Genomic DNA, 11,337 nt, shown 5'->3' with positions numbered 1-11,337 from the left:
CAGGCAACTTGCAGAGCAGTTGCAGCGGGGTCCGCGATGCTGATGCACGTGACAGAGATCATCACCCTCTCGGACGCCCGGGTCGCCGCGGTCGCGGAGGACGACTGCGGGGAACCCCTGGTCGACCTCCGCGGCACGGGCAACCTGTGGATCGACCACCGGCAGGCCGACGACGCCGGCGACTACGCCCACCTCAGGGCCGGTGCGCTACGGCGGCTGGTGCGGGCCCAGCGGCTGCTGCCGGCCGGGGTCCGGTTCCTGGTGGTGGAGGGGTACCGGCCGCCCGCACTACAGCGCCGGTACTTCGAGGAGTACGCGCGGACCATGCGCCGGGCCCACCCGGACGCGTCGCCGGAACGGATCCGCGAACTGGCGAGCGCGTACATCTCCCCGCCGGAGGTCGCACCGCACGTCAGCGGCGGGGCCGTCGACCTGACGCTGTGCGACCAGGACGGCCGGGAACTCCCGCTGGGCACGGAGGTCAACGCGACCCCTGAGGAGAGCGAGGGCGCCTGCCGCACCGAGGCACCCAATATCAGCGCCGAGGCACGTGCCAACCGGGCCCTCATGAGCTGGGCCCTCGACGCGACCGGCTTCGTCAACTACCCGACCGAATGGTGGCACTGGTCGTACGGCGACCGGTACTGGGCGCTGCTGCGCCGGGCACCGGCCGCCCGCTACGGCCCCGCCGCCCCACCCGGCTCACCGGCCTGACCAGCCACCGACCGGACACACAACGACCGCACCGTACGGCCGAGTTCACGACAGAGTTCACGACCGAGGGGGAAACAGCATGGAGACCGGAACCTGCGCCGTCCCGCCACAGCGGCGCGAGGACGGCGAGCGGATGAGTCCGAAGGACTTCGACGCGTCCTTCGCCGCCGACATGCCTCGCCTGCGCCGCCGGCTGCTGGCCCTGACCGGCAACCCGCACGACGCCGACGACCTGCTGCAGGAGACCTATCTACGGCTCTCCCGACGCGCCCGCGCCCAGAGCCTGACGCGGCAGCAGCACCCGTACGCCTACACCTGCACCGTCGCCCTAAACCTGCTGCGCGACGCGTGGCAGCACCCCTCCCGGCGCGAGCAGTCCACCGACCGGCTGCCCGAATCGGGCTGGGACGGCGGGCTCGCCTCCTACGAGGCGTCCCAGACCACGCTGGCCCTGCTGGGCGTGCTCTCCGAGAAGGAGGCCGCGGCGGTGATCCTCGTGGACCTGGAGGGCCTCAGCCACGACACCGCGGGCGAACGGCTCGGCGCCCACCGCGGCACGGTCCAGCGCAACCGGATGCGCGGCCTGGCGAAGATGCGCGACGCGCTCGCCAACTAGCCCCACCCACGTGCCGCTCCCCCACGGGGGTGGGGAGCGGCACGCAGGTGCTCATCACCGTCCCCACCGCCGTCCCCGCTCCGCCCGGCGACGCCACCCATACCAACCATGCGAAGGAAGACTTCCTTGAACACCAGCAGCACGCGCCGCCGGACCAGCGGCGCGCTCCTGGGGGCCTCGGTCCTCGCCCTGTCCGCGTTCGTCTCCGCCCCGGCCCACGCCGCCGCGCAGGACGCCACCTGCGGTGTCCTCGCACCGGGCGCCTCGGCCGTCGCGCAGGCCGCGGTGAACGCCGCCTGTTCGCAGATCGGCGTCTGGTACAGCTGGGGCGGCGGCCACGCGGCCACGCCGGGCGCCAGCTACGGCTACTACGACGGCTCGGACCCCGACAGCCTCCACGACAACGAGCGCAAGGGCTTCGACTGCTCCGGCCTGACGCGCTACGCCTACTACCAGGCCACCGGCAGGGACCTGCTCAACGGCACGGCGAACGACCAGTTCCACAGCTCGCAGGCCTCGGCCCGCTTCTCCGCCGCGCAGGGCAGCGCCCCGCTGCTGCCGGGCGACCTGATGTTCTGGGGCAGCGGACACGTCCACCACGTCGCCATGTACCTGGGCAACGGGCAGATGGTCGAGGCGTACGAGTCGGGCACCCACATCCGGGTCGCCCCCGTACGCACCGGCGGCGACTACGCGGGCGCGATCCGGATCAACGGCTCGGGCACCCCCACCCCGCCGCCCGCGAACGGCGGTACGGTCTTCGAGACCTGGGGCACGGGGGTGCGCACCCGGGACACGCCGAGCGTGCGCGGTGCCGTGGTGGACACCTTCGCCGGGCCGACCCAGGTGTCCGTCCAGTGCCAGGAGCACGCCGAGACCGTCACCGCCGAGGGCTACACCAACGACATCTGGTCCAAGTTGGCCGACGGTTCCTGGATGACCAACATCTACATCAAGGGCCCGGCCTCGCTGCCCGGCATCCCGGACTGCGGCGGCAGCAGCACCCCGCCGCCCTCAGGGGGCAGCAAGCCCTTCCAGACCTGGGGCACCGGCGTACGCACCCACAGCCAGCCGAACGTCAACGCCGGCGTGGTCGACTACTTCGCCCAGCCCACCACGGTCAACGTGGTCTGCCAGGCACACGCCCAGGCGGTCACGGCCGAGGGCTACACGAACGACGCCTGGTCCAAGCTGACGGACGGTTCCTGGATGACCAACATCTACATCAAGGGCGCGGCCTGGCTGGACGTACCGACCTGCTGACGCGGAGCCGAGGTCGCAGACCGCCGACCGCCGTACGCCTCAAGGGGCATGCGGCGGCCGGCGGCGGACGGCCGGAAACGAGGAGCGGCAGACGAGCCGGGCCGTCCGGGGTCACCAGGTGTGAGCCACGTCCACCACGAGATGGTTGGCCGTCTGGAAGACCTGGAACGGCAGCCGGGCACGGACGCCCAGTCCGGCCTGGGTGTATCCCTCGGAGCCGCCGGTGACCTTGAACTCCCGGAAGGTCCGGTAACCGGTGACGTCGACGGACGGAAGCGGCGGGTAGGGCTGTCCGGTCGCCGGGTCGTAGCGCGAGGAGAACAGCGAGATCTCCAGAATGGCTCCGCCCTTGATCGGAACCACGATGTCGCTCGGGTCCTGGTGCAGTTCGTCGACGTAGCGGACCGTGTAGCCGATCGGGGCGGCCGCCGTGCCCTGGGCGTCGAAGACCAGGCGGTCGAAGCACTCGTGCCGTCCGGTCCGCACGTCGGTCAGCCGCCTGGAGGCAACGGCGTCACCGGTCTTGTCCAGGCTTCCCCACGTCACGGCGCAGTCCACGGCCGTCGGCGCGGCCACCGCCGGAACCGTGCCGGCCAACAGGCCGCCGCCCGCCAGCATTGTCGCGGCCAGTGCAGTACCTATCCGTCGCATGACTACCCCCGGTAGCTCGCGTAGGTGTGTGTCCTTTCAGACCGGCGGCTTTCCGGAAGGTTGTGCGCCTCCGCTGTTCTTCCTGTCCTGTCGTCACGGCTTACGTGGTCGATACGGCTACGCGGTCGTCACGGCTTACGCGGTCGTTACGGCTTACGCGCGAGTCCACCGTGCTCGGCGATGACCTCCGGGACGCCCGGACCGGGCTCCGGACGCCACTGGGTCACCGGGACGACACCGGGCTCGACAAGCTCCAGGCCGTCGAAGAACGCGGTGATCTCGTCAAGGGCGCGCAGGTTGTACGGAACGGCGCCGCTGTTGTTGTAGGCGTCCTGGGCCTGCTCGAAGACGGGGTCGATGCCGCGCGACCCGTCGTTGACGGAGAGGTAGCTGCCCGAGGGCAGGACTTCCATCAGCCGGGTGACGATGGAGCGGGCCTGATCGTGGTCGGCGACGTGGCCCAGGATGTTGCTGAGGATGAGCGCGGTAGGACGACCGAAGTCCAGTGTCCTGGCGGCGACTTCGAGAATGCGGTCCGGGTCCGTCACGTCGGCGTCGATGTAGGCGGTCGCACCCTCCGCGGTGGAGTGCAGCAGGGTGCGGGCGTGGGCGAGCACCATCGGATCGTTGTCGACGTAGACGATCCGCGCCTCGGGAGCGAGCCCCTGGGCGACCTGATGGGTGTTCTGCGCGGTCGGAAGGCCGGTACCGACGTCCAGGAACTGCCGGATGCCCGCCTCGGCAACGAGATACGCGATGGTGCGACGCAAAAAGCCACGGCTGGAGCGAGCGATGGTGACGATCCCGGGAAACACCTCGGTGTACGCGTCACCGGCCGCCTCGTCGACGGGGTAGTTGTCCTCGCCGCCGAGCCAGTAGTTCCAGATACGGGCGGAATGCGGCACCGACGTGTCGATCTTCTGCTGCTCCACCGGCTCGGACGCCGGCACGGGGTCGCTCATGAGTCGTGTGCGTCCTTCGACCGGGGCGGGAATCAACAGGGACCATCCGCGGCACATCTTATGGCCCAACTCCCTTGCCCAGCCCACTAGTCCGTGTCTTCCGACTGGTGGACGGCAAAGGGGGCAGACGAGCCGGGCCGTACGCCGGGGACAGCTGCATCATGTAAGAAAGTGGCCTCTGAACTGCGTAGACGTTCCGCGTGACCAGAGGCCGTGCACATCCCGTGCACCGGCACCGCTTGCTGCCTCCGGATACCCCCCGGAGTACTCGGAGCGGCGGCCAACTGATCTTGGATAGCGCCGCGGAGCTATGCAGGGTCCCCATAACGAAGTGGAGTAGTGGTGCGGAGTTCATGACCCCGCGGGTCAACGCGGCTGCGTGTGCTCACTGTCGAGGACTGCAGCGTCAATGCCGGCGAGCAGCTGCGCGGTGGATCGCTCGGCGCCCTCCGCCAGGGTGCCGAGCGGAATACCACACTGCAGACCACCGCTCAGGTATCGCACCCTCAGCAGAGAGAATCGATCACCAATATCGTTGCAGAACGCCCATACGCTGCAGTTCCTGGATGTGCTCCAAAGTGCGGGCGGGTACTGAACCACCCGTGATCAACACTCCAGCCTCAATGTTCCTATCCACTCCGGATTGGGTGAAGTTGGCGCTGGTAGTGAACAACACCTGTCGGTCGGCCAGCGCCAGCTTGGCATGGGTCTTGGCCCCTGGCTGGGCCCGGCGGTCCGCGGGCCAGTGCCAAACCCTGAGCCCTGGCACATTGAGGAAGGCTGACGCCGGTTCTGTCCCTGAGAGCGCGCTTCCAGCCCCCTGTAGCGTTTCGACGACGACGTCAATGCACACCCCTCTACCAGCTGCGGCCTCCAATGCGTGCGTAAGCGGCGCGTAGCGCGTCGCCGAGTAGGTCATCAGGAGAAGTTCGTGCTGGGCTGCCTCGACAAGCTGAAGCAGCACGCGACTTGTCGTCCTGACCGGGACTCGGTGGGTTGAGGGACCACTCCAGACAAGCGAGATCTCCTGCTCTTTGGCGCGCAGAGCATCTCCGGCAGCAAGGCCCCGGAGATATGCGGCCGCCTCTGATGGCGCCGCGCCGTCCAATCCGATCGCCTCCAGAAGCGCCCGCGCTGCCTCTGCAAATCCAGGGAAGGCCCACGCAGAGAGGATCGCGGCCCTTGAGCGTTGTTTGCCTATTTCTTGGGCGAGGGCGCGGACGCCCTCTGCTCCCACCGTCGTCAAGGCATCGGCCGCAGCTCGCTCAAATGCCGCACCGGTCATTTGACTCCCTGCAACAGGACAAGGTCCGGGTCGTCGATGGGCACGATGAAGCGGCGGTCCAGGAATCGGTTGCCGCGCTCGCACGTGGTTTCCGACACGAACAGACAGACGTGACAGGCCGCGCCGTGCAGGAAGTCCTCGTGCGGAGGGCGCGGAAGTCGCTCTGCGCAGAGCGGATCGGAGGAGCAGCGCTCCGCATCGGTCAAGGCGCGTCGCACAATGCGAGTGATCGTCTTGGGTTCGGCGAGCGAGACCAAACCGCCCAGAGTTCCTTCTGCGTCGGGTACGGCTGTGTAGATCAGGATGCCCGTACGCGGATCTTCTTCCCGGCCGGCGTAGATCCGTTCCGACAGACTCGCCGAAGAGTATCCGCACTCCAGCGCGATGGCCCGGATCAGCAGGTGAGAGAGAGTATGCAGGGCGATGTACCGTGCTCCGGGCCAGCCGCGCAGCGGATTCTCTCCGCCTTGGACACGCCCCGAGTAGCGGTTGCGGCGGAATTCGACGTACGCGTCGCGGTGTGCCGCCAGGGCTGCGGAGCCAGCAACTCGTTGTTCCCAGGCAGCCACCAACGGCTCGGGCATACGCAGGAAGATGCCTTCTCCTCGTACTTCGCTGGCCGGTACCCAGGAGGGTGTGCTGCTGCGTGACAGGGGAGCACGGGTGACCAGATCCGGGTCTTCGGGGTCTGGGGCGTCGAGCCGGGTGAAACCGACGAGGGCACGCACTTCCCGGAGTCGTTCCGCTTGGACGATGTGCGAGAACGTGCCTGCCAGGGCAGAGGGGACGGTGACATCACGGAGCGCGAAGTCCTCGGTGTGCTCCGGGACATGAGCGCTGGTGAAGATTTCCCATTCCGGGGTGAGGAGGTCGGGATATGACGTCGGCTGTGCACTTGGTGCCGTTTCCGCGGCAGCCCTCTGCTTCTGGATGGCTTCGAAGACCTCGGCTTGGTCCCATTGGTGAAGTGGCTTGAACTGCGGGAGGCCCCAGAGCAGTTCGAGCATGGCGGGCGCGTCGACCTTTTGAAGCGTGTCCCAGAGCTGTTCGATCTTTCCCTGCAAGGCGCTGCCGCTGGTGGGCGGGACGGCCAGGACGCTCAGCGTCTGTGCGAACCACTGGTTAGACGCACCGATCACCAGCGGCTTCGGAGGCTGCTCGCAGCCACCTGGCTCAAAGGTCGCCAGATGGGGGTGGCGGCCTCGACAACTGGGCAGGCTTGATTCCCCACGGGGGCCCATCGCATCCCGGATGTTCCGTTCCTTGCCGCAGTTCACGCACTTGATTTTCACATTGGCGGCCTGGTTGCCTCCGTGGTCCAGCATCTGTAGCCGGGGATGGCTGACCGCCGTGCACGGGCCGCCGCGGTGTACGAAGGTCGTGTACGGGAAGTCGTCCAGGTGTCCGGACGGGCAGACGAGTACGAAGCGCGCTGCCACGGCCAGCGGACGCTTGCCCTTGCGCTTCGTCGTGCAGTTCTCGTGGAAGAAGCGGGCTTTGTCCGGCCGGCGCGGTTGGGCATTCTCGAACTTGAAGATCTTCGAGTCCAGCGCGCCCAGTTCATTGCATGCGGTACAGCGCAGCCATTGCGGGAACGGCAGAACGGGCACACCCACCTTTGCCGCGGGTCCGTTGGGGTCCGCGTCTGCTCCATCCATCCAGGGGGCCGGAAGCAGTTGGGTGACCTGGGGTCCGTACAGATCGGCGAGCAGACTGTTGACAGCCCGCAGCAGCCGCGGTTCCTTCAGATCGTCCATTTGCACGGAGTCGTACCGCCAGTCGTCGATGCCCCGCACAAGGACGGCGAAGTTCGGCAGATCGACCAACGCTCCGACACCCCCCGTGAACATCAGGTGACTGGGGCGCACGGAGCCGACGCGGCGGCGGTACTGGGCCTTGTCCGTCATGCGTGCGCCTGCTTTCCACTCTGTCCGTTCGCCACGGCCTTGTTGTCCAGTACGGCTCCGGTCTCGTCGCCTTCGGGCGAGTCCTCGTCGCCGGAGCCGCCCTGCCCACCGCCGCCTGGATAACTCCACGCGGGAGCTCCTCCGACCACGTCGAACAAGCCGCTACCGGACACCAGCAGATTGATCTCGTTTTCCGTCTCACGCATCGACTGGGCAACGGTGAGTTCGTCCCAGCGCGCGCCGGTGGCCCTGTTCAGCAGCCCGGCGAGCTGCTGGCCATTCCACCTGCCTTCGTCGTAGCCCAGTCGCGCGCTACCCTGCTTCTTCTGCGCCCAGGCGTCCTTGAGGGTGTCGATGCGCTCCGCGAGATAGCCGCGGGCCCGTTCGCCGCCCACTGCCTCTGCACGACGGAGGAAGCGCTCGGTGATCTGCTGCGCGGGTGGGCCGTCGAGATCGACGTCGAACGCGTCCGCATTGCGGGAGTTGTGATCGGTCGCGTTACGCACTGCGGCGATCCATGCGGCTGCCGTGGTGCGGTCCAGGGACCGACGCGCGAACGGCGTGACGGACAGGGCTTCGACCTCACGGTAGAAGGTGGCGTGGTAGTGGCCGAAGTTCTCGAAGTGCGCCAGGTCGCGGGGTCGTGTCCAGTTGTAGAGCGTGACGACCAGCCCAGGGCGCTTCGCGTCGCGGCCGACGCGGGACGACGCCTGAATGTACTCGGCGGTGTTCTTCGGCTGTCCGACCACGATCATCAGGCCGAACCGGGAGACGTCCACGCCGACTTGAAGCATCGAGGTCGCGATGACCGTGTCGACCGCGCCCACTCCTTCGTTACGCAGGTTCAGCTTCGCCGGGTCGAGCCGCTGTTTGTGCTGCGCTGCGGTCTTCCGCTCATCGTTCACGGCGATCTTGCGGACCGTCGTGTCCATCTCCTCGTCGAAGCCGATCTCCAGGCGGGCGAGCACCTCGGTGATGTCTCCGGAGGAGATGCGCGAGGTCAACTCCTGCACGGACAGCATTTCCGTCCTGCGAAGCAGGCGGTTCGAAAGGCCCTTGCGGTTGCCGTGGACACGGACGCGAGTCGCGATGTCGTCGTCCAGGAAGCGCCGCATCCCCGCGAGTTCACGCGTGGCGTTGAAGTAACCCACCAGCGTCATGTACGGGTCGGCGGGCTTACCGTGCTTGTCGAAGAGAGTCTGGCCGGCGAGCAGCAGGATCTCGGCCACGCGGATCTCCGCCTGCTTCATCCTCACGCCGTGTGCGCAGATTCCCAGATAGCGCCGACCGGGCGCCTGCTGCGAGAGTGCGACCTGCTGCGAGAAGAAGGTGTCTTCGACGTCGATCACCTGGGGCGGGAAGATCGCCGCCTTCCTGGCGAAGACGCCGAGAATCTGGTCGGCTGCTCGCTTCGTCGTGGCCGTGGATGCGACGATCTTGGGCCCCACCAGCTTCGTGCTGCCGGTCCCGTCGGGCGCCGACCAGCTGCACAACTCGTCGACGGCTGCTTCAAAGAGGCCGACCGTTGTGCCCAACGCACCTGAGATCAGGTGGAGTTCATCCTGGATGATCAGGTCCGGCGGGCGCAGGCGCGTCACTTCCTGGCTCTTGACCGCTTCGTACTTGCCCTTGGCGTTGTGCTTCTCTCCGCACTTGGTCCGCGTGTCCAGGTCGGCGTGCCGGTAGCCGTGTCGCGGGCAGAGCTGGGACACCCGCCCGAAGAGCATTCCCGAGTAGCCGCGCCATGGCAACTGGGCGAGCTTGTCGACGGTAGCGATCAGCAGACTGGGAGCCAGGCGGTAGATCTCCTCGTCCACCGTGAGGATGGGCAGCCCTTCACGGGGAGAGCGTCGCTGCGAGAACGGGCAGGCGCTGTTGCCCTCGCCGTTGGCGCAGTAGAGGAGGACCCGGCGCAGATCATCGTCGGGGTGGAGATCGCGCTGTGCGCTGAGCGCCGTACCGCACCAGGGGCAGGCAAGAGTCTGCAGCACCTTGGCACCACGGCTGTCCCCGGCCTCCTTCGCCTCGGCGATCTGCTGTGCCGCTTCTTCATAGCGGTTCGGGGAAACGGCCCCGCCCACCCATAGTCCGATCCGGAAGGGGGTCGCACCCCAGCGGGTATCTCCGCCCTCGAACGCGTCTCGGCGCAGCACTTCCGCCGCGCAGACCAGAGCGGCGGCACGCTGGAACTGCTGCGCGGTCAGCAGTCGCAGGGTGTAGCGCATCAATACGGCGACCCCCGCGTCACCGCTACGGGCGTCCCCTCCGTCACCGATAGTTCCTTGAAGACGGCGGATGGCGAAGGTGAAGGCGGCAAGCCCGAGATAGGCCTCGGTCTTTCCACCACCGGTCGGGAAGAACAACAGGTCAACGATGGCGTCTGCGCCCGCTCCCCGTTCGGGAAGCGTCGGAATGGCCAGGGCGCGGAGATTCAGCAGAACGAAGGCAAGCTGGAACGGCCGCCAGGACGCAGCCGCGGGCCCCTGGTCGGCGATCCGTTGCTGAGCCTCGGCGAAGCTGAGACCCTCCCTCTCACGCAGTCCCGCGATGGCGGTGTGCCTCCGTTGAAGTGCCATCGCCCGGTTGGCGAACCGGAACGCCTCCAGTGCCTCAGGTCGGTCCGGGTCTCTGAGGAGGTCGACTCCGAGAGTAATGCGCACGGATACCTCGCGAGCCTGCTCGACCGCGGCGAGGGCGCTGTCCCGGAGAGCGGGGGGCAGTTGCTCGGCCTGCGCCTGTCGTTCGTCGAGCCACGCGCTGTATCCGTCTGCCAACGGGGCGAGCGCTGCCGTCAGTTCAGTGGGGGCCAGCTCGGCGAGCGCGTCCATGGAGAGTTCGAGCCCGGCGAGATGCTCGGCGTCGTCACCGGACGGCGCGATGGTGGCTGGAACATCGTGGACGGGAAGCCATGTGGTGGTCAGCGCACGGGCTCGCCGCTCGCCTTCATCGATCGTCACCGCGACGGCGACATTGCGGCCCGCCGCGTGCTTCAGCTGATTGCGGTAGAGCAGCGTCAGATGCTGCTCCTCCGGATCGGCCCCGCCGAACGCGTCGTGGGCCTCAGCCGCTTCGCCGAGCGGGTCGGAGATGGGCAGAAAGACGGGTGCCGCGCCATCGAGCGCGGTGACCCGCAACTCCGTCTGGAACAGCCAGGCGGTGTCCTTCGACTGCTGAGGCTCCTCCTGGGCGTTCACCAGCGAGAGTTCGACCACTCGGGTCGGGCCGCCGGCACCCGGACGGTTCCGTACTTCGACGATCAGACGCACCCCGGGGGCTTCCGGATCGTCGGCGGTGAGCGGCAGAACCTGCCGGGGTTTTCCATCGAGTCGGACCTCGGGGTTCTTCTCGACCTCCTCGCGGCTCCAAGTCGCACGGGCGACTCCGTCGTCACTCAGCACCTGGGACTTGTGATATCGCCCCCACCGGACCCGTACGGAGACCGCGTCCACGCCGTCGTCCGCGGCGACAGCGAACATCATGCCCATGGACGAGGCCCACATCCGGCCGGCGTTCTGTGTCGTGAGCTTCTCGGGCAGGCTCTGGTCGCTGCTGTCGCCTTCGCCGTCGGAGTCGTCGTTCAACTGCTCGCCGGTGGCGGCCATGGAGGTCGTGAGGGTGCGCTTGGGGCCGATCAGTCCGACCAGATAACGGTCACGGGGACCGGCCGCCCGGTGGTCGAACTCCTCGCTCGGTCCGTCCCAGGGCCCGAGCAGATCGCGACTGATGAGCTTGCCCAGATCGTCCCGGACTTCATAGGAACTGGCGGGGACGAAGGTCTGCGGTACCTCGCGGACCCGCTGGAGGAGGTCTTCTTCCAACGAGCCCGGCGGCACCGCAGCGGACTGACTGGGCATCGGGGCGTCCCTCTTTCGTACGTCATATGCGGCCCACGAGAGCCCTGTCAGCTCTGTGGCAACCGCTACCACGACCGTGACGACC

Annotated in this window: 8 protein-coding genes; 3 read left to right on the top strand and 5 right to left on the bottom strand. The window is 67.8% G+C overall.

The genetic code is table 11. The annotated features are described in order from the left end of the window. The first annotated feature begins 48 nt into the window (after window positions 1-48). The 3 genes from OG714_RS35970 (at window position 49) to OG714_RS35960 (ending at window position 2,593) form a co-directional block, all read left to right on the top strand. Window positions 49-714 carry a M15 family metallopeptidase gene (locus tag OG714_RS35970; RefSeq protein WP_406127364.1) on the top strand — a complete coding sequence of 222 codons (666 nt, stop codon included), beginning with the start codon at window positions 49-51 and terminating at the stop codon, window positions 712-714. A gap of 79 nt (window positions 715-793) precedes the next feature. Then, on the top strand, window positions 794-1,330 hold the full coding sequence (locus tag OG714_RS35965; RefSeq protein WP_406127363.1) for an RNA polymerase sigma factor: 537 nt from the start codon (window positions 794-796) through the stop codon (window positions 1,328-1,330). A 126-nt stretch (window positions 1,331-1,456) separates the two neighbouring features. Next, a complete protein-coding gene (locus tag OG714_RS35960) occupies window positions 1,457-2,593 on the top strand; it encodes a C40 family peptidase (protein WP_406127361.1) in 1,137 nt (378 codons plus the stop codon). A gap of 111 nt (window positions 2,594-2,704) precedes the next feature. Here the strand turns inward: OG714_RS35960 and OG714_RS35955 are convergent, their stop codons facing one another. The 5 genes from OG714_RS35955 to drmA form a co-directional block, all read right to left on the bottom strand. Next, window positions 2,705-3,211 (bottom strand): hypothetical protein, encoded by a 507-nt coding sequence (locus tag OG714_RS35955; RefSeq protein ID WP_406132075.1) that lies wholly within the window; start codon window positions 3,209-3,211, stop codon window positions 2,705-2,707. A 179-nt stretch (window positions 3,212-3,390) separates the two neighbouring features. Beyond that, window positions 3,391-4,206, bottom strand: a complete 816-nt coding sequence (locus OG714_RS35950) for an SAM-dependent methyltransferase (protein ID WP_406127359.1) — start codon at window positions 4,204-4,206, stop codon at window positions 3,391-3,393. Between the two features lie 523 nt (window positions 4,207-4,729). Next, complete coding sequence (drmC, locus tag OG714_RS35945; RefSeq protein ID WP_406127357.1) at window positions 4,730-5,491, bottom strand: DISARM system phospholipase D-like protein DrmC; 762 nt, start codon at window positions 5,489-5,491, stop codon at window positions 4,730-4,732. Then, window positions 5,488-7,398 carry a DrmB family protein gene (drmB, locus tag OG714_RS35940; RefSeq protein ID WP_406127355.1) on the bottom strand — a complete coding sequence of 637 codons (1,911 nt, stop codon included), beginning with the start codon at window positions 7,396-7,398 and terminating at the stop codon, window positions 5,488-5,490. The genes drmC and drmB overlap by 4 nt, the downstream gene beginning before the upstream one ends. Then, window positions 7,395-11,252 carry a DISARM system helicase DrmA gene (gene drmA / locus OG714_RS35935; protein WP_406127353.1) on the bottom strand — a complete coding sequence of 1,286 codons (3,858 nt, stop codon included), beginning with the start codon at window positions 11,250-11,252 and terminating at the stop codon, window positions 7,395-7,397. Before drmA ends, drmB begins: the two co-directional genes overlap by 4 nt. Window positions 11,253-11,337 lie beyond the last annotated feature (85 nt).

The organism is Streptomyces sp. NBC_00989 (assembly GCF_045162655.1).
Lineage (GTDB): Bacteria > Actinomycetota > Actinomycetes > Streptomycetales > Streptomycetaceae > Streptomyces.
This window is presented reverse-complemented; position numbering and strand designations above follow the sequence as displayed.

Coding starts and splice junctions, on each gene's coding strand:
- OG714_RS35950 (WP_406127359.1), bottom strand. CDS start 4,206: ATGAGCGACCCCGTGCCGGCGTCCGAGCCGGTGGAGCAGCAGAAGATC.
- drmA (WP_406127353.1), bottom strand. CDS start 11,252: ATGCCCAGTCAGTCCGCTGCGGTGCCGCCGGGCTCGTTGGAAGAAGAC.
- OG714_RS35965 (WP_406127363.1), top strand. CDS start 794: ATGGAGACCGGAACCTGCGCCGTCCCGCCACAGCGGCGCGAGGACGGC.
- OG714_RS35955 (WP_406132075.1), bottom strand. CDS start 3,211: ATGCTGGCGGGCGGCGGCCTGTTGGCCGGCACGGTTCCGGCGGTGGCC.
- drmB (WP_406127355.1), bottom strand. CDS start 7,398: ATGACGGACAAGGCCCAGTACCGCCGCCGCGTCGGCTCCGTGCGCCCC.
- drmC (WP_406127357.1), bottom strand. CDS start 5,491: ATGACCGGTGCGGCATTTGAGCGAGCTGCGGCCGATGCCTTGACGACG.